Source organism: Planococcus sp. 107-1, assembly GCF_021513255.1.
Taxonomy (GTDB): Bacteria; Bacillota; Bacilli; order Bacillales_A; family Planococcaceae; genus Planococcus.
In genome coordinates this window covers 635,858-653,971 of the sequence record NZ_CP090977.1, presented here as the reverse complement: position 1 = coordinate 653,971, position 18,114 = coordinate 635,858, and the positions used below count along the sequence as shown (strand labels likewise).

Here is an 18,114-nt window from a genome sequence, read left to right as displayed (position 1 = left end):
GCATATTTGTTCCTAAATTAATTAATCTCATATCAAAGTTTCTACTCAAAGGTTAATTCGATTAGTCTTAAATTAATCATCTCATTCTCTAATTCGAAATTATGATTTACTTTGTTATTAGTTCTGTTCATAAAAAAAGAAGCGCCTAGTATAACCGAGCGCTTCCTTGCAAATTATGATTTTGGTTCTGCATATTCTGTATACCAAATAAGTTGAAAATCCTTAAAACTCTTCATGCGTCGCCGGATCCATACCAAACAATCTGCCGTCCGGCCGGGTCATTCCAGCAATCGCCGTCATTTCCGCTTCGCTTAACTCAAAATCAAAAATATTGATGTTTTCCGCTGCCGCTGCGGCGAAGTGGAACGCGGAATCGAAACCGAACCGATCTGGTATTGCCAGCGCAGTACGACTTGCGCAATCGTTTTATGGTGGGTTTCGGCAATCTTTCGAACCGTTTCATCTGACATAATATCAGCCGCTCTCGCAATCGGGCTCCAGGACTGTGTTTGAATCCCGAGCTGTTCATGCACGCGCCGCTGCTCTTCCTGATTAAAGAACGGATGCAGTTCCACCTGATTGATGCTCGGCGTAACCCCTGTTTCTTGAATAATGCGCTCTAAATGTTCCGGCAAGAAATTGCTGACGCCGATTGAGCGGACCAGCCCCCATTTCTGCGCATCTATCAAGGCTTGCCACGCTTCTACGTAGAGATCTTGTTTCGGAAGCGGCCAATGAATCACGTATAGATCGAAGTAATCGAGATTCGAACGGTACAGCGATTCCTGAATCGCCACCAACGCTTTTTCGTAATTATGATAACGCCCTGGCAGCTTCGAAGTAATCCATAGCTCTTCGCGCGAAACGCCGCTGCGCTTGATGCCTTCCCCGACAGCTCCCTCATTCTCATAATTATAAGCCGTATCAATCAGCCGGTAACCGGCATTGATTCCGCTGCTCACCGCATTCGCTCCGGCATTGCCCCAAAGTCCATATGTACCGAGTCCGGTCACCGGCAATTTTGTTCCATCGTTTAATGTCACTTCTGGTATCGCTTTTTCCATCCATATTCACTCCTCTCAGGTTTAGTTCAAGATTACTCTTAAAGAGGTTTGAACTCAAATTATACTGATTTCTCCGTTATACAATTCATTTTGGCACGTATGCAGTAACAAAATTAAATCAGTCGGCGTCCGGCAATCGACCGCGCGGCATGGATGCCGCTGGTTGCAGCGCCAATTGTGCCGCCGCCCGGAAACACATGATCTCCGCAGATGTAGAGATTTGGCAGCCCGGAGTGGTGGGACACGGCATTGAAGAGGGAGGCATCCAATGTTTGTGGAAATCCGCCGACAAAGCCGTTCGGCCGTCCGGTGAAACGTTCCCAGCCTTTCGGCGCGCCGGTTTCCATGTGGACGATCGCATCTCGGAAACCGGGAACCACTGCTTCAATAGCTTCCAGCATCCGTTCCGTCAGCCTGCTGCGGGTGGCGTCGTATTTTTCTTTCGTATTCCAATGCCGCGCTTCGGAATGAGTGGAAATCGTTATCGTCTGTATGCCTTCCGGGGCGCGCAGTCGGTCATCCGGAAGTGATGCAGACATGAAAAAGTGGCCGCCTTCCGACATACTTTCGCCAGTGGAAATTTGGCGGAACGGCGGCAGCGGCTCGCTGAGCTTCGTGGAATCCACCGCAATATACAGCGTCAGCGTCGTCCACATCGGTTTTACGGTCGCTTCGCGCAACGGCTTTTTCATTTGGTTTAATTTATCCGGCGCCAGGATTTTCGGCAACTGATGGACCGGGACGTTGAGCACCACATCTTCCGCTTCATATACATTGCCGCGATGATCCCACGCTTGCCACACGCCGCCGTGCCGTTCGAGTTTCTGGACGGTGCGCGGCTTTTTTATGGTGCCGCCGTGCTCCTTGATGCTTTCGGCCATCTCTTCCGCCAGACGGTAAAGTCCGCCCGGCACGTAATAGGCGCCTTCATGGTAGATATCGAGAGCCACTGCTGCAAGCAGATACGAGACGTCTTCGCTGCCGGTTTGCATGCTGTCGATCAGCAAGCCGTCCAGCATGTGACGAAAAGCGGCCAGATGATCCAGTCCATGCTTATGCAGGCGCTGCTCCAAGGTTTGATTGGCAAGTGGCAGAAGCCGCGCATGGCGAGGGCGGATGGAGGCGGACAGAAACGCCCATTCCTTGGGAGTTGCAGGCGGCAGAGCAGGAAGCGGTCCCATCAGCGTCCGAACAGTTGAAGCGGTCCGGTAGATTTCTTTATAGAATGCGCGAATATTGTGTTCGTATTTTGGGAATTCCTGTACAATGCGATCGACGTGCTGTTTGCGGTCTTTCAAAAATACAAATGTTGCATAGGGATGCACCATTTCCATCACTTGGTCGAGCGGCTCGAGCGGCATTGGCTTGTCCAGGAAACGGAATACCCGGCTCATGGATGCCGCCCGCCTCCAGCCCCATGCCAAGCGTGGCGCCGACCGGAAACAGCAGCTTTTTACGCTTGAACTTGCTCGCGCATCCGCCCAGTTCCGCTGATGCTTCGAGCAGCGTCACCTCCATGCCATGCTTCGCGAGCAGCGAACCCGCCGTCAATCCACCGATTCCCGCTCCAACGATCAAAACCCGTTTGCCCATGCTCCAGCCTCCCTTTTTCTTTCATCATGCCGATAATCAATAAAAATAGCTACTAAAAAACCCGACTGCAAAAGCCGGGCTGCAGAATGTTTACTATGGAAGTGTTTACGAAGGTGATCTCCAAAGCACAACCGGAAGATTACATTTCCAGCTATTTTCAGATCGTCACTGTGTCGAAACATTCATGAACAACTAATGATGCTGATAAAAATCGAAAGCCGTATCCATTAACCATTGCGGTTAGCAGATACGGCTATTTCTTCATATATTTCTAGTTAGTACACTGAATCCTTTTTGATACAGGGGTGCGTTTTTTATTCACCTGCTGCAGAAATCTTATAAATCTTACCGCCGTCAGTAGCTGCAATGAGCGCGCCATCCTCCGTTACAAGAATATCGCGGAAACGTTCGCCTTCGTCGGTTAATAGACGTTCTTCTCCAACGATGGTGTCATCTTCAATAACGACACGTGCAATATAGCTCGACACTAAACCACCGATGAACAAGTTGTTCTCCCATTCAGGAATTGCGTCGTTATCATAAAATGAACTACCACTTGGCGCACTTGTTGGATCCCAATAATATCTTGGTTCAATAAAGCCTTGCGCCTCGTGTTCTGAAATCCCATCATTGATCAATTCACCGGTATACTCGATCCCATAAGAAACAATCGGCCATCCATAATTATTGCCTGGTTCAACAATATTCAATTCATCCCCGGCTTGTGGACCGAATTCGACAATCCATAAGTCTCCTGTTTCAGGGTGGAAGTCCACACCTTGAATATTACGGTGACCATAGCTGTAAATGCCATCCAGTGCGTCTTCATCTTCGATAAATGGATTCGTATCCACTGCTTCACCGTCTTGTGTAATGTGAATGACTTTACCTAAGTAAGCATCCAAGTCTTGTGCACGTTCGCGAATCGGATCATCTGAACGTTCACCAGTTGTTAAGAACAGGTTGCCTTCTTCATCAAAGATAATACGTCCACCATAGTGCAAATCACCATCATATGCTGGTTCTGCTTGGAAGATGACTTCGAAATCTTCAAGGGAGGCTTCATCTTCTGATAAAACACCTTTACCGAGAGCCGTTAAAGTACCCCCTTCGACATCTTGAGAAAACGTCAGAAATACCAATCTTGATTCGTCAAAATCAGGTGCAATAGCCACATCAAGCAAACCGCCCTGACCTTCGCTATTTACTTCTGGCGTTCCTTCAATTGGTTCTGAAACAGCGAACTCATTAAGGTTTACAATAAGAAGCTCTGCTGAATCTCTTTGCGTAACAAGCAAGCGGTTTGGTTCAAACTCTTCCATCCCCCAAGACACGCCAAGACCCTCAGCAATAACTTCCACATCATATTCTGTTTCAGTCACTACTGCAGGTGCTCTTGTTTGTTCTGGAAATGCCGGTTCAAACTCAGTAACTTTCGGTTCAGTTTCTGCAGATTCTCCATCTGCGCTTTGTTCTGTTGCAGCATTCGAGTCATCCGTTGATTCTTCGGTTGAAGTTTCATCATTGCCACATGCTGCCAAAGACAATATAAAGATCAGCATTGAAAAGAATAAAAACCTTGACCACGAAACCTTCGTCATTGTTTTTCCTCCCTTTCTCTAATATGTATAACTGAATATCTATTAAAGTGCAGCCCTTAAAACTCAGTATCAAAAATTGGTTAAGACATCCTATATCATCATTAAAAGTATGAAACCCATTTAATCACAATGTTATCATAATTATTTGAAAATAAATAATAATCTTTCTTTTTTCATGAGTTTACTAAATTCTTGTAAACGCCTCTCTAGGAGCGGCTCATCTCCTGACAACTCCAATTTCTGCACAAATAATAAAACTCTATCCCTCGGAATCATATCTTCAAAGGATAGAGTATCTTTTATATGCAATTGTAGTTCATAGTCAATATCGTTTAGAATTGTTTCTTTCCCTGGGAGGCGATACCCAAAAATTGTAGTGCTGGTTAAAATCATTGAGAATCATTTCTTTCTTTAAACCGCGATTGATTAAACCTCACGATTTCCGAGTACAATCCTTCTTCTTTCAACCATTCGACGATTCGCTGTTTCGCATACTTTTCTTCAAGATTGTACCAGTCCTCTTCCATTTCTAAGGATTCTAATTGTAGTCTGAAATGATTGAACGGCTTATTTCTTTTTAACGACTGCAATAGGCTAGTCCGCTCTTTCGATTCCCTTAATCGTTTCGCAAAATCTTCTCTAAGCTGGTGGGCTTCTGATGAAGTCATCTCAGGGACCAGCATCAAAACTTCCGCCAATCCGTCCTCCCAATCAATTCCAGGTTCGCCTGTAAACGATTCTGGCGCGTCGACAAGAACTTCACCTGTTTTAGGATTGAGTACGCCACGCATACCTTCAACTTGAGAAAAAAATTCATGTGCCAACTCTGCGATAATATCCATGGATTACACCTCATATATCAAACTAATTTACTTCATTATACATTTTTCCAGCAGGTCCTAGATGCTCCCTGTGAACGGCTCTTTTATGAATAATTTAATATTCCGATAATAATACTGAAACCAAAGTCCAAAACCCTTATGGTTCCTGGACTCGGCTTTTTTGGCATGCAGTTGTCGTGAATAAATTAAATTGTCTTCAGGACAGGGGCGCGATTTTCCAAGTGCAGCAAAATTAAGCATCGAAGAGCCGTGGAGCAACGGACCAGTAGAAGGACAAGTGAACCGATTAAAAACCATCAAACGCGTGATGTATAAACGAGCCGGTTTTCTAGTATTAAGAAACCGGATTCTTTATCAATGGTGATTATCTTAAAATAGCAGGAGTTTTTTCATGAAAGATTTCAAATCTTTTCCCCAAAAGAGCGTAAGAACCATTTCTACTTGACGGTTCCAAAGTGTGACAAATCGCGGTAAAGTAAATGGCAATCGGTGGTAAATAAGATGGCAGACATGGTAAAAATTCATGGCCGTAATCAGTATTCATGGTTAGTTGTGTTACCGTTTGTCTATTTATTTATTAGGGGAACGAATTCATTAAATATGCTATGTACGCGGTTTTACTTGTACCAATCATGATCTCTTTCTTGAGCATTTTGTTCTTCTGCCCATTCTCTATTCATTTGCTCCTCCATATCTTTATAAAAGTTTAATTCATCATTGAGATGATCAATCATATTAAATAAAGTTCTAACTTTAATTATAGGGTTCAGATCATACATTGCCCTTTTGTATTCTTTAGTAACATGATTAGCAACATCAGCATTGTAATGAGCAATTTTATCTGTTCTTTCAGTAAGATCTCTTTCAATATGAGGTAAGGCATACTGTGCTGCTTTACTTACCAAATTATTATGCAAACCAAGGTTAATTTTAGAAGTTAAACCCTCTTTAATTAACATATCTAATTCATACTCAAATTCTTTTCTTAAATAAACTGGTAAGTACCCTAACAGCCTCTTTAACTCGCGATAATCTAATCCTACTATCGGCTCACTTCTCTCAATCTGGTCCTCAACTTTTCTAATATTTTCAACTTGAACGGATACATTTTGAACTTGTTCTACAGTTATAGTGCCATCCAGATATTTCCTAGCTAATTCAACAAATCTATCAGTTTTGTAGATATAAAAACTTTTCCCTACCTTATCAGTAAATTCCTGAATTAGCTGAGGATGAGGTCTTTTAATATTGTCATTCCTATCCAACTCCCACCAATCCTTTTTTCTATCCTCTGTAAGAAAAATTAATGGTTTAGATGATTCAGCACTACTCGCTATGTCTAGCATCTGTTTCCAAACAATTAAATCTCCATAATGTTGTTGATAAGTCATCTGACCATACGTTCTATATTCATCCTTACCCTTTTTACCCAAATCATCAAAGCCAGGAGGAATCAACTTTGAATATCTTAACTTTCCTTCTTTTTCAATCTCATTAATTCTTTGTTGTTCATAAGGTTCACCTATTATTCCCGAAATTAAATCCAATAAATCTGAACTAATCTTTTTTGTGTCAGGTAATAAGCTTATCTCCCTTTCCACTGCATTTTCTAAAGTTTCATTTGATTTTTCAATCTCTTTAACATAAAACTCAAAATTATTTGTATCTATGTATGGGTGGTCACTATTTACTCGCTTTAAAACTTTTTCAGCACTTTCCTTTAATTTTAACAACTCTGTATTAAGAAATTTCAAACCTTCATGTTGCTTAGACATATTCCCTTCATAATTAAAAAAATACTCTAAAGCAACTTGGTGCGGTATCCACAATCTATCTTTGTCTTTTAGTTTTTTTAAAATACTCAACAACGACTGTGTTGATGATTTAGAAGTGTACTTATAGAAATTGATTAAAATATTAGTATCCACTACAAAAGTAGCGTTTTCCCATAAATCTTTAATTTCTTCCTCATCATATCCAATTAATCCTCTAAATTGCTCCTTCATGCCCATTACCTCCTTGATTAAATGGTAAATTCTAGCTTATCTCAGCTTCATATTGATTTACTAATATTCCCATAGCTATATAGTAAACTGTTAAATCAATTAATTTTTTCAAATCCTGTAAGTCTCTATCTTCCCGTTTTCTGACTATATGTGTTTCATCATTAAATTCGTTTCCCTTAGAACGGCACAATTCAGAAACAATTTATAAGCCAGAATAAAATGCTAGAGCAACAGCTAGAAATGTTATTTAATAGATTACCCAATGTTTATAATATAAATTGTCATGTATTGTCAGAATCGTTCAGAATTGTTTCTTTCCCTAGGAAGCGATTTATAAATTTTTAAAAATCGTTTAGAATTATTTTTTACACAGGGAGACGGAATTGAGCTTCAGATGTTTATCAAAGCATTCTCACCTTCTTTAAATTCTTCAACAAGATGGAAGGAATTTAATTTTGCATCTTCCCATATCGATTTCGGGATATGCTCGAGAATGATAATTTGAAAATCCCTTTTAAGTTCAGTATTTACATATTCAACAAAATCATTCATGACTTTCATGGCAATGTTAATTTTCTTTTTATCTCCCGTATTTACTTCTTCCCATTGTTTTTGACTCATGCCTCCAGAATCTTCTCCATAATATGGTCTGCTTGGTTGATCTAATATCAAGAATGGCGGCACGTAAGGACTTTTTTGTTTTATTATTAATTCATGTAAAGCTAAGAAAAGACAGAGATGCAAAAACATATGATTTGAACTACTTCCTACTGTAGAAGGGTTAGCTGTTCCTGGCTTTCTTAACTTTAATTGTTTTTTCTTATAATCAAATAATGCTTTGTAACCTGCATAGGTGCCAAGTGCATCCTTTGACTGATCTAAGTATCCATCTATTAACTCTTCCAATAATTTTATTATGGTTTCTTTATTTGAATTGTCATCTAACAACGATAATAACTCTTCAAGTTCTTCTTGTTTATCTAGAATTTGCTCTTCATAATTTCCATCGAAAACTATTTCCCTATCAAAAAATGATAGTTGGTGTCTGAGCTCTCCGATAAATATATACTTGTCTATTTTATTCGAAAATGTGTTTTCCTCTTCAGGAACTAGATTAAGCATTGTATTTATAGGTACTAGTTTTTCTTCTAGTTTGGATATTTCACTGTCTATATCTAAATTTATAGGATGTTTTTTGTCTAGGGTGTTTTTAATATCAAGTAGTTCCTGTTCAAAATCTAATAGTAATCCTTTAATTTCTGGTACTTCTATAACTTCGTAAAAGTTCTCCTTTATATACATGACCGGTTTTAAGCTTTCATAGTTATTACCTTCAACTTTTCTGTATTCTTCATATTGCTTTTTAAATTTTTTATATGCTCTCATTTTTCTTAAAATATCATTCTTTTCATTCCTTAATGCTAATATATTATCCGGTTCTGTAACCATACTTTCTTCTTTGTAATTTAAAACTACTTCCTTTAGTTTTTTTAACTCTGTTTTAAAATCGATTATATCTCCAGAAATCAAGCCATACTCTCTTGCTTTCTTTATCAAATCAGCTTGATTTTCCTCATAAAGAGAAGATTGATTTTCTAAAAGTGTTTTCTTTTTTTCAATTCTATTAATTTCTTTTTCTGTGTCTTTAATTTTTTCTAGAATCAAGATATTTTCCACAGTTTCAATCCCTGTAGCAATATCGAAAATCCTTTCCAAAGCCTCTCTATACTTTTCATCATTTTGCTTGTCAAAAAAAACTTGTTTATTAGTGATTATGTCTTCTGACTGGGTATTAAACATAAAAAAGTATCTCAAAGATATCTTACTTCCAGCTCTTAAATTATTACCACTATATGGTATAACAACATTTTTATCGATTGAAAATTCCTTTTCGATAGTTAATTTACATTCTTTTTCGCTAATATTAGGATAGGGTAATTCAGGTATAACTCCGAGTCCAGAAAAAAAGTATTCTTTAGAAAGTTTCTTTATTGTATGAAATCGACTTCTAGCAATAGTGAAATTTTTATCATTAATATCAAAGTTAATTCCATACCACATAACATTTTCGTTAATCACTTCGTCCGGAATTTCAGTAGTACTGGAGAAAAAACAGTAATCAATAATATCTAAAATAGCTGACTTTCCCGTTCCGCTGTCTCCGGTTATAACATTTACCTTGTTTTTTTCAAATTTCACAGTACGGCAAGTACCATTCTCTAACCATAGAAGAATTTTATTAATCACAAACTTCATAATTTCACCCTTAATTGCAAATATAAATTTGCTATATTGTCATTCAACAGTAATGCCAGCTTCTCTGATCCTTTTACAATGTCTTCTGCTCTTTTTCCCAAAAGTTTATTATCTATATCGAAATTATTATTTTTTAAGTACCGTATTTCGCCTTTTTCTATAGATATCACCTTAAGTTCTTTTAGAATTGTTATTGCATTAATAGAAACTGGCAGCAAAGATAAATATCTTTCATGAAAATTAATGAAACATCCTGGTTTTTTTAACACAAATTCTTCCATACTTCTTATAATAGTTGACTTTCTTTTTAAAAAGCTAAGAGTATTTCTATGAGAAATTATTGGTAGAATTAGTACGCATTGTGCTATAGTAGCTTTTTCAAGATGTTTTAATACAGAACTGATGGCTATAGACGCAATTAATTCATTGTTATATAGTTGCCTAGAAATATCCATATCAACTGTATTTCTCCTTCCAATCAATTTTCCAACCTATCATAGGTGTATCAGATAATAAATAAAATTGCCCATTACTAAATTCCATGTCAAACCTTGTTTCCTCTAATTCTAGAATTCTATCTATAACTTTGAAATAGCATTTTTGAGCATACTCTATTATGTCATCTTCGCTTATAGACTCTTTATCCGTTGCCCATTTTTTTCTTATGCGAGTATGAGTGGAGTTAAAAGCATTTTTCCATTGAAGAATACATTGATCTTCAAACTGCTTTCTCTGTAAAGTCGTAATCTCTCCTTCCTGTTCCCACGCTTCTAAATTTGTATACGCTTGCATTTTATAACCGGTTAACCTTAATAATTCTTCTATATCCTCTTTTTCAAGAACTTCAATATCTATCAACTGTTTAATGAAAGTTTGATTGAAATAGTCTTTAGAAAATTTAGTAGTTTTTTTTCTTATAGGTAACTTACTAGCGCGTGCTTTCTCAAAATAAATTTCTGCACTTTTTCTAAATTCTTCAAATGTAATAATAATCTTTTCTTTCTTCTTGACAGTAATATAGTTATTCATTCTTATATTGCTATCTAAACTCTCGAACACATTTTTAATCCTGTTTTCTTTTACTAGTTTCTCCCTAATGACGCCATGTATTTTACTTATTAAATCATCTTGATTCAAATCAAAATCTAAATGTTGTATAAATAGATTTATCCATTTTTTATTTTGTTTTTTCAATTCACCTATCCAGCCTTTTATCTCAATATCCTTTGACTTATTAAACAAGATCTCTAAATCATCTAGCAAGCTCTCTATAGTAATTTCACCATTTTTCAATTTCTTTATGCTTATTAAAAAATTATTGGTTTCGCTACTTGATTTGTTCGATACTAAAATAAAATTTGTAATTTTAATATAGTCTAGTTGTTTTTTTAAAGTTGTCCTACCTTCTTCAGCATCATTTACAATATTCACCCAATTACTAATGGTTTTCCAAACATCCCCATCTAATTCTGTTAAATTTTTTATTTCTCCTGCTGAGTTTTTTTGTATCGAATGCTTTAGCTGAAGAAGTACTTGTTTACCATCCCTTAAATCTAGATGTACATCATCTTTCACTTCTATACCGATACTTTCCCCTTGTTTAAGATTTAACAGTAAATAAAGAAAATAATAATATTGGTAGTCAAAACCTATAGATTTATTATCTGCGCTTGTCTTTTCTTGAAAGGACACTAAAAGCCTCCTCCTCTCTTAAATATTTCTTTTTTCTTAATAACTAACAACAGCTCTAAGGAGCGGTCCCTTTTACATTACATACAAAACCGAATAAAAATTTTAGTTTTTAATCATATACCATAATACATTATAAATTTTAATTAATTATATTAATAAAGTTTATACAAACATCTTCTGCATAAACCCTCTCTTCTGCTCCTCGAAAAACATCAATTTCTCTTTTTCTTTAACGATTTTATTTTCTAAGGTTTTCAGATAGCCTACTATTTTTTCCTGTTCTTTTATTGTCGGAATTTTAAATGGGAATTCTGAAACTGAATTCCAATCAGCTCGAGGCATTTTTGACCCAATAGATTTGTTTGCTACTTCTAAGAGCTCTGCTCCTTGTATAAAGAAATATATACATCCATGTCCTTTGAGTTTAAAACCCATATCTCCGTCGAACATAGGCCCTCAAAACTTGCATACCATTACTTTTTTAAATATGGACGTAGTTTACCAAATAGAACTGCATCTTTATCGAACCTATTTTTTATGCTTTTTTGGTCATTATTGCTGATATTGCCAATGAGTTTGCCACTTTCACGAAGCAGCTTCGCCGATTCATAAACGCTTTTCCCTTCGATTTTCAAAAGGAGGCGCGCAAATTCTTTATCGGACAAAGGTGTGCCGTTCAGGTTTCTTTGTTTAATCGATCCATTTGGATCCGGAAATTTTCTTGTAAGTTTTTGATGGAAGGAATCGAGACTTTTGCATACCCCAATTGAACAAGCTGCTCAATCATCTCGTTCTCCAGCTGTGCTTCGGACTGTGTCCGGGATTGATAAACCATGGAAATGCCCCTTTCAAATTTCCGCAATGCATTTAGATAATTTTACCACATATATAGGATATACTCTTACTTTAATTGAAGACATAATTAATTTAACGCAAAAAAAAGAACCTTTGCAGATTCTTTTTTCTCTTTAAATTGGCTATTGAAACACCTCTACCCTGTCAAGGTAGCGCACCCTATTTAAACTCTTGCTTTCATTAACCTCTAAAACTTTTAAGCCATTATTTTTTAGTTATTAACTTCAATTGTGTGAGATACATCTTCTCCAACAGTTTCAAAATTACTATCAGTTGGAGCAGTAATTCTTAGTTCAATGCTTTCCAATTGATCTACAGTAGAATTTTTCAAGATATAAACATTGTACCCTTCATGCCGTACTTGACCCATGTACTCACCTTCGATATGTTCAGATAGGAGCATATCCGGCTCTAGTTGTTCTTTTGTATTAGTAATTGCCATAGCTTGTCCCAGATAAAAACTCATATCTTCATCTGAAGTATTCTCGCCAGCAAATTGAATTGTAAAAACATGGACTTCTTCTCCAATTTCTACTTCAAATAAATCTGCAGTCGCTTGATCTTTCGGCTCCATAATTTTTAGTTGAATTCCTGGGATTTCATACTTCATCGGACCAACTTCTCCAGTGATGCCTAATTCTTTGTTGGTATATGTGTTAGTTGCTTTCAGGCTGTCATCTTCTTGAATGTCTTCTTCACCTTCAGCAGGTTCCTCAACTTCTTCAACAACCTCTGTTTCTTCTGACGTTTCTTCTTGATTTTCAGTGCTCGGCGTACTTTCAGATTCTTCGCTAACATCCGTTGTTTCAGAACCACATCCTGCAAGAAGCATAGAGCCAATAATAACTGGAGCAAACCATTTTTTATTCATGTTATCTCTCCTCCTAACTTATGTTGTTTATTAAGTAGTATAGAAATCAATTTCCATTCCAATTAACAATATCAAAATCCTATCTTATTTATGACAATTATACTACGCGCAACATATTATTACTATTATTACATTTCATTTCAACATTTTTACTTTTTCCTGTGTTCTTACGAATCTTCAATCCCTCAACTTGAATTAACTATATGTAGAACTAATCATGGACTTCTTTACCAATCCAATTTGCGTCATAATAAAAATAGAAAGATAAAGGAGGAACATATTTATGTCAGCTCTAAATGCAATGTTAGCGTGGACGTTCACGCAAGAAATTGATGTACCGGATTCGGTGAAGGATTTGCTGGTTCCTGGAGAAGTAGCGCAGCTCGCCTATAAAACGGTCCGTGATACAGCGGTCGTGACAAATAAGCGATTCATCATTTCGGACAAGCAAGGATTGACGGGCAAAAAAGTGGAAGTCTATACAATTCCATTCAAGTCGATCATCATGTATTCGTCGGAGAATGCCGGAACCTTCGATTTCAATACGGAGCTCGAGCTTTGGACGACGCTTGGCAAGTTCAAATTGAATTTGGCGAAGAAAGTGGATATCCGGAAGCTGGATAAAATGATTGCGGAAGCGATTCTTTAAATACAATAAAGCAGCGTGTTTCTTCATTTCCTTAGAAGAATTACGCTGCTTTTTCATTCTTTATTATCTTCCCTCTCCTCAAAAAAACCCCGAATCAACTCAATCGACCGATTCACCAGTGGCGGCAAATACCTTCTCGTATCGTGCGCGAGGAAAACGGTGCGCGTGACGTTGTGATCGTTCAGTTCCCGTACTTCACACTGGTTGTTCTGAAACGATTTCATGTAATTCTCCGGCACGAGTGTGACACCTAGCCCTTCTTCGACAAAACTGATGGCGGTCTCGAAGCGTTCGACTTCGAACTGGATGTTCGGCTTGCTGCCGGCTTGGCGGAATGCGTTCAGGATGTCTTGGCGGGTTTGGAAGCCTTCTTTGAAGATGATGAACGATTCGCTGATCAGGTCGGTGACGTCGAGCTGCGCTTTCTTGGTGAGCGGATGGCCGGCCGGAAGCAGTGCGACAAAGTTTTCCTTATATATAGGAAGGACATTGACTTCTTGCTTCGACACGAGCTGGTTTGTGATGGCGAAATGGATGTCGTAATTGTTCAAGGCTTTATGGACATCGTCGAGCCCGAGCACTTCGACGATTTCGATGCGGACGCCCGGGTATTCGTCTTTGATGGCTTTCAGGATTTTAGGGATCCAGAACTTGGCGGATTCGATGATGCCGATGGCGAGTTCCATCGGCCCTTGGTCTTTCAGCCGCTTCATTTCACCTTCGACGTAGTTCACGTGGTTCATCAATTTCTTCGCTTCTTCGTAGAGGATCTCCCCTTCTTTCGTTAATGAGAGATCGCGTTTGCTGCGGTCGAGCAGCTTTAATTCGAGTTCAGTTTCGAGCTTTTTAATCGCCATGCTGAGGGACGGCTGCGCGATAAGCAGTTCATTCGCCGCTTTTGTGAATGATGCTTGTTCAACAAGCGTAATATAGTATTTCAAATGAGTCATATTCATGTAAGCGCTCTCCTTTATAGTTTCAAACTATGGAATCATCAATTTTTGGTATTAGTAATAATAGAATAACTCTTTTACAATAAAAATACATATAGTTCTGAAAAAACTAATAAAGGAATTTGAGGTGCTCGCATGTATACACTACCAAATAAAGCTTTATGGACGGGCCGCGTCGACAGCGAAACAGATCCTGCGACCTTTCGTTTCCACCAAGTCGTCAAGCATTCAAGCGTCGATGAATTGGCTGATAAAGAAAGCGGCTTTTCGCTGATCGGCTTTGAATCGGAAGAAGGCGTCCGTAGAAACAAAGGCCGTCTCGGTGCAAAAAAAGCGCCGGATGCGATTCGCAAAGCCTTGGCGCCGATTCCGTACAACATCCAATGTTCGGTTCCAACTGTTGATGTCGGAAACGTTATCTGTGAAGGGGAAAACTTGGAACAAGCACAAGCGGAACTCGGCAGCCACGTGAATGTTTTATTGACTAAATCCTTGACCCCGATCATTTTAGGGGGTGGCCACGAAACGCTTTACGGCCATTACCTCGGCGTGCGGGAATTTATCGGACCGGATGCAAAACTCGGCCTGATCAATATCGATGCGCATTTTGATATGCGGGAATCGGAACAGCCGTCGTCCGGCACGATGTTCCGGCAAATTCTTGAAAGCGACGCCAATGCCGGCTATCTCGTACTCGGCATCCAGCCGTTCGGCAATACGAAGGCCTTGTTCAAGAAAGCGGATGAACTGAATTGCGCCTACATACTTGCCGAGATTCTAACGCTTCACAATCTACCGGAAATGACTGCAATCATCGATGCTTTCAGCAGCCAGTACGATTATTTACTTCTGACTTTGTGCACCGATTCGCTTGCGGCATCTGCTGCCCCTGGCGTCAGTGCCCCTTCGCCGTTCGGCTTGGACCCGCTCGTCGTACGCCAATTACTGCGGCATGTGGCCTCCAAACAAAAGCTCTTGAGCTTTGATATTTCGGAAGTGAATCCGGATCTCGATATCCAGGAAAAGACGGTGAAACTGGCGGCTTATTTCGTGGCAGAAGTCATGGACAGCTTCCATCACGAATCGGACATAAAGGAGTGGAACGATGATTCTCGAACTTGACCAAGTCACCACGATCTTTCTTGCCCTAGCCGTCTTCATGGTCGGCTCGTATTTAAATTCAAAAATCAAGATTCTCGATAAATACTGTATTCCGGCGCCTGTTGTCGGCGGTTTGCTTCTCGCTATCATTTTGACAGTGCTGCGCGGTACGGGACTTGTCGAAATCGTGCTCGATACATCGCTTCAAGGCTTGTTCATGCTGACGTTCTTCACGACAGTCGGCTTAGGCGCAAGCTTCGCCCTCATTAAACTCGGCGGCAAGCTGCTCGTCATCTACTGGCTCGCATGTGGATTCCTTGCGTTGGTGCAAAGCGTTATCGGCATCTCGCTCGCTTCCCTCTTAAACTTGGATCCGTTGATCGGCGTCATGGTCGGTGCGGTTTCGATGGAAGGCGGCCACGGGGCTGCGACTGCCTTTGGTACGACGATTGAAGAGCTCGGTGTTGACGGTGCCTTGTCAATCGGCCTTGCCGCTGCGACAGTCGGCCTCGTTGCCGGCGGTTTGATCGGCGGCCCAGTCGTCAAATACTTGATCAATAAATACAATTTGAAGTCGACGGAAGATGCGGAACTGGAGGAAGCAGCTCCGAAGAAATCGGCAGTCTCTTCTGTGTTAGCTCCGATCACTTCAAGAACATTCATGATCCAGTTGTTCATCATCGGTTTCTGTATGGCTGCCGGATCTTACGTTGGAACGGCATTCACAAACCTTACCGATTTCGCCTTGCCAAACTACGTCAGTGCGATGTTCGTGGCAGTCATTGTCCGGAATATCCTGGACCGGGTGAACGGCGACTTGATCGAGATGCGGACCATCGGCATCATCGGCGATATTACGTTGAGTATTTTCCTATCGATGGCGTTGATGAGCATCAAGCTATGGGAAGTTGCAAACTTGGCATTGCCGCTCTTCATCATCATTTTGGCGCAAGTGGTGTTCATTGCCTTGTTCGGCATTTTCGTGCTGTTCCGTCTGCTCGGCAAAAACTACGACGCAGCAGTTATGGTCGGTGGATTCACGGGACACGGACTCGGTGCGACACCGAACGCCATGGCCAATATGGACGCCATCGTCTCGAAATACGGCCATTCGCAAAAAGCCTACCTCGTCGTGCCGATCGTTGGTGCGTTCCTGATTGACGTCTTTGCAATGCCGATCATTCTTACTTCGATCAATCTATTCAGTTAATAAGGAAAGCCCGTCCGGATCAACTCATCCGGACGGGCTTTCTTTCTTCTTATTTAGTTTCCGCAAGCCCACGCCCTACCAGATTCGCACTCACCGGCTCTTTCCCCATCTCCCGTGCCCAGATGGATAATTGCCCAATGTGGTGGATTTCGTGTGCGATGATATGCCGTATCACTTCTCCCCATTGATCGATATCGATTGTGCCGTCCCGCTTCCGATTTGAGGATCCGGTGTTCCATGCTGTCATCCCAGTTCGCGACAAAACTCTCGACTTCCGGCCGGAATTTCGCATCGAGTTCACGGACTTTCCGTAAACTGTTGTAGCCTTCAAAGTCTTCCTGGAAATCGTCTTTTCCTTCGAGCAGACGAATCCAGCTCCATTCGACGTCCGCTATGTGAAACAGTGTTTTCAAGATGCTGCCTTGGCCGCCCGTCCGTCTTTGAAGGAGCTCTTCGTCCGTCAGCCCTTCGCACCAGCGGTACCAATCTTCTCTGACCATCCAGTTGTAGCGGAAAAACATCTTCATTGAGTGCCCTCCTTTTTTATGGAGCCCATTTTCAGTTACCTACTCATCTGCCAGAATGACCCAACCATGCACGTTGCATTGCCCTTCATCATTCCGGCCCGCAGCGATTACAGTCCCGTCCGCTTTCAATCCGAGCGTATGGGCATTGCCGACAGCAATTTCCCGAATGCCTTGCCAATCGAGAATGTCGCATTGGCCATCTCTATTTCGGCCAGTGGCTACAACTGTGCCATCCGATTTCAAGCCAAGCGTATGGTAGCTCCCTGAAGAAATCGCGACGATATCGCGCCAATCACTCACATCGCATTGGCCGTCTCCGTTCAATCCGGTTGCAAGCACCGTTCCGTCTGACTTTAATCCGGCAGTATGAAGGTAGCCGGCAGAGACCGCGACCAAGTCGTGCCAGTCGGACACCTTGCTTTGCCCGTAGCGGTTATTTCCGGCAGCGATGGCTGTTCCGTCTCTCCTAAGGCCGATGGTATGCCAGTCGCCTGCTGAAACGGCAACAGTTTCTCGCCAATCGCCGACTTCGCACTGCCCTTCGTTATTCCTTCCAATCGCAAGCACCGTGCCGTCTTTTCTTATCCCAATTGTCCGGCGCCACCCTGCCGCTATGGACGCCATTTCTCGCCATTCATCTGCTTCGCACTGACCGTATTTATTCCATCCAACTGCTAAAACCGAGCCATCGGATGTTAAACCGACGGTATGCGAGCTTCCGGTATGGGCGCTTCCTGCCGCAACGGAAATGATATTGCACCAAGCATCGACTTCGCATTGGCCGTGTTTATTGTCTCCTGTCGCAAGCACTGTGCCATCTGCTTTCAACGCAGCGCTATGGCGATAGCCAGCTGCAATGGCGCTGCGCCGTTTAAACCGTGATTCCGTTTCCAT

At 40.8% G+C, this 18,114-nt stretch carries 16 protein-coding genes and 3 pseudogenes; 4 read left to right on the top strand and 15 right to left on the bottom strand.

Annotated elements, in window-relative coordinates; genetic code table 11:
• Positions 1 to 222: 222 nt before the first annotated feature.
• The 5 genes and pseudogenes from L0M13_RS03600 to L0M13_RS03580 all read right to left on the bottom strand — a co-directional run bounded on the left by L0M13_RS03600 (position 223) and on the right by L0M13_RS03580 (position 5,100).
• Positions 223 to 1,064 (bottom strand): annotated as a pseudogene (locus L0M13_RS03600) (aldo/keto reductase).
• 113 nt (positions 1,065 to 1,177) lie between these two features.
• Positions 1,178 to 2,458 (bottom strand): phytoene desaturase family protein, encoded by a 1,281-nt coding sequence (locus L0M13_RS03595; protein WP_235198325.1) that lies wholly within the window; start codon positions 2,456 to 2,458, stop codon positions 1,178 to 1,180.
• A gap of 79 nt (positions 2,459 to 2,537) precedes the next feature.
• Positions 2,538 to 2,657: pseudogene (locus tag L0M13_RS03590) on the bottom strand (NAD(P)-binding protein); the annotation flags it as partial.
• A 314-nt stretch (positions 2,658 to 2,971) separates the two neighbouring features.
• Positions 2,972 to 4,258 (bottom strand): PQQ-dependent sugar dehydrogenase, encoded by a 1,287-nt coding sequence (locus tag L0M13_RS03585; RefSeq protein WP_235198324.1) that lies wholly within the window; start codon positions 4,256 to 4,258, stop codon positions 2,972 to 2,974.
• Between the two features lie 389 nt (positions 4,259 to 4,647).
• Positions 4,648 to 5,100, bottom strand: coding sequence for a UPF0158 family protein (locus L0M13_RS03580; RefSeq protein ID WP_235198323.1), 453 nt, complete (start codon positions 5,098 to 5,100; stop codon positions 4,648 to 4,650).
• A 190-nt stretch (positions 5,101 to 5,290) separates the two neighbouring features.
• On the opposite strand from L0M13_RS03580, the gene L0M13_RS03575 reads away from it, so the two are divergent.
• On the top strand, positions 5,291 to 5,464 hold the full coding sequence (locus L0M13_RS03575; protein ID WP_235199354.1) for a hypothetical protein: 174 nt from the start codon (positions 5,291 to 5,293) through the stop codon (positions 5,462 to 5,464).
• A 253-nt stretch (positions 5,465 to 5,717) separates the two neighbouring features.
• On the opposite strand, the gene L0M13_RS03570 is transcribed toward L0M13_RS03575, so the two are convergent.
• From L0M13_RS03570 to L0M13_RS03540, 7 genes are all read right to left on the bottom strand, one after another.
• Positions 5,718 to 7,106, bottom strand: coding sequence for a PIN-like domain-containing protein (locus L0M13_RS03570; RefSeq protein ID WP_235198322.1), 1,389 nt, complete (start codon positions 7,104 to 7,106; stop codon positions 5,718 to 5,720).
• 390 nt (positions 7,107 to 7,496) lie between these two features.
• Entirely contained in the window at positions 7,497 to 9,362 is a 1,866-nt protein-coding gene (locus L0M13_RS03565) for a DUF3732 domain-containing protein (protein WP_235198321.1), read from the bottom strand.
• On the bottom strand, positions 9,359 to 9,817 hold the full coding sequence (locus L0M13_RS03560) for a three component ABC system middle component (protein ID WP_235198320.1): 459 nt from the start codon (positions 9,815 to 9,817) through the stop codon (positions 9,359 to 9,361). The genes L0M13_RS03565 and L0M13_RS03560 overlap by 4 nt, the downstream gene beginning before the upstream one ends.
• Position 9,818: 1 nt before the next feature.
• A complete protein-coding gene (locus L0M13_RS03555) occupies positions 9,819 to 11,054 on the bottom strand; it encodes a hypothetical protein (RefSeq protein WP_235198319.1) in 1,236 nt (411 codons plus the stop codon).
• Between the two features lie 162 nt (positions 11,055 to 11,216).
• The gene (locus L0M13_RS03550; RefSeq protein WP_235198318.1) at positions 11,217 to 11,504 is read right to left on the bottom strand and encodes a restriction endonuclease subunit S; all 288 of its coding nucleotides are present in this window, start codon (positions 11,502 to 11,504) and stop codon (positions 11,217 to 11,219) included.
• 226 nt (positions 11,505 to 11,730) lie between these two features.
• Positions 11,731 to 11,889 carry a hypothetical protein gene (locus L0M13_RS03545; protein WP_235198317.1) on the bottom strand — a complete coding sequence of 53 codons (159 nt, stop codon included), beginning with the start codon at positions 11,887 to 11,889 and terminating at the stop codon, positions 11,731 to 11,733.
• 231 nt (positions 11,890 to 12,120) lie between these two features.
• On the bottom strand, positions 12,121 to 12,780 hold the full coding sequence (locus L0M13_RS03540; protein WP_235198316.1) for a hypothetical protein: 660 nt from the start codon (positions 12,778 to 12,780) through the stop codon (positions 12,121 to 12,123).
• A 283-nt stretch (positions 12,781 to 13,063) separates the two neighbouring features.
• On the opposite strand from L0M13_RS03540, the gene L0M13_RS03535 reads away from it, so the two are divergent.
• A complete protein-coding gene (locus L0M13_RS03535; RefSeq protein WP_235198315.1) occupies positions 13,064 to 13,429 on the top strand; it encodes a PH domain-containing protein in 366 nt (121 codons plus the stop codon).
• A 53-nt stretch (positions 13,430 to 13,482) separates the two neighbouring features.
• On the opposite strand, the gene L0M13_RS03530 is transcribed toward L0M13_RS03535, so the two are convergent.
• Positions 13,483 to 14,385 (bottom strand): LysR family transcriptional regulator, encoded by a 903-nt coding sequence (locus tag L0M13_RS03530; protein ID WP_235198314.1) that lies wholly within the window; start codon positions 14,383 to 14,385, stop codon positions 13,483 to 13,485.
• 132 nt (positions 14,386 to 14,517) lie between these two features.
• On the opposite strand from L0M13_RS03530, the gene hutG reads away from it, so the two are divergent.
• Complete coding sequence (gene hutG, locus L0M13_RS03525) at positions 14,518 to 15,504, top strand: formimidoylglutamase (RefSeq protein ID WP_235198313.1); 987 nt, start codon at positions 14,518 to 14,520, stop codon at positions 15,502 to 15,504.
• A complete protein-coding gene (gene gltS / locus L0M13_RS03520) occupies positions 15,488 to 16,693 on the top strand; it encodes a sodium/glutamate symporter (protein ID WP_235198312.1) in 1,206 nt (401 codons plus the stop codon). Before hutG ends, gltS begins: the two co-directional genes overlap by 17 nt.
• A 49-nt stretch (positions 16,694 to 16,742) precedes the next feature.
• Here gltS and L0M13_RS03515 read toward each other — a convergent pair.
• Together L0M13_RS03515 and L0M13_RS03510 are read right to left on the bottom strand one after the other, a co-directional pair.
• Positions 16,743 to 17,220: pseudogene (locus tag L0M13_RS03515) on the bottom strand (DinB family protein).
• A gap of 39 nt (positions 17,221 to 17,259) precedes the next feature.
• On the bottom strand, positions 17,260 to 18,114 hold the full coding sequence (locus L0M13_RS03510; RefSeq protein ID WP_235199257.1) for an RCC1 domain-containing protein: 855 nt from the start codon (positions 18,112 to 18,114) through the stop codon (positions 17,260 to 17,262).

Coding starts and splice junctions, on each gene's coding strand:
- L0M13_RS03560 (WP_235198320.1), bottom strand. CDS start 9,817: ATGGATATTTCTAGGCAACTATATAACAATGAATTAATTGCGTCTATA.
- L0M13_RS03510 (WP_235199257.1), bottom strand. CDS start 18,114: ATGGAAACGGAATCACGGTTTAAACGGCGCAGCGCCATTGCAGCTGGC.
- L0M13_RS03535 (WP_235198315.1), top strand. CDS start 13,064: ATGTCAGCTCTAAATGCAATGTTAGCGTGGACGTTCACGCAAGAAATT.
- L0M13_RS03595 (WP_235198325.1), bottom strand. CDS start 2,458: ATGAGCCGGGTATTCCGTTTCCTGGACAAGCCAATGCCGCTCGAGCCG.
- hutG (WP_235198313.1), top strand. CDS start 14,518: ATGTATACACTACCAAATAAAGCTTTATGGACGGGCCGCGTCGACAGC.
- L0M13_RS03530 (WP_235198314.1), bottom strand. CDS start 14,385: ATGAATATGACTCATTTGAAATACTATATTACGCTTGTTGAACAAGCA.
- L0M13_RS03580 (WP_235198323.1), bottom strand. CDS start 5,100: ATGGATATTATCGCAGAGTTGGCACATGAATTTTTTTCTCAAGTTGAA.
- L0M13_RS03550 (WP_235198318.1), bottom strand. CDS start 11,504: ATGTTCGACGGAGATATGGGTTTTAAACTCAAAGGACATGGATGTATA.
- L0M13_RS03570 (WP_235198322.1), bottom strand. CDS start 7,106: ATGAAGGAGCAATTTAGAGGATTAATTGGATATGATGAGGAAGAAATT.
- L0M13_RS03540 (WP_235198316.1), bottom strand. CDS start 12,780: ATGAATAAAAAATGGTTTGCTCCAGTTATTATTGGCTCTATGCTTCTT.
- L0M13_RS03585 (WP_235198324.1), bottom strand. CDS start 4,258: ATGACGAAGGTTTCGTGGTCAAGGTTTTTATTCTTTTCAATGCTGATC.
- gltS (WP_235198312.1), top strand. CDS start 15,488: ATGATTCTCGAACTTGACCAAGTCACCACGATCTTTCTTGCCCTAGCC.
- L0M13_RS03545 (WP_235198317.1), bottom strand. CDS start 11,889: ATGGTTTATCAATCCCGGACACAGTCCGAAGCACAGCTGGAGAACGAG.
- L0M13_RS03565 (WP_235198321.1), bottom strand. CDS start 9,362: ATGAAGTTTGTGATTAATAAAATTCTTCTATGGTTAGAGAATGGTACT.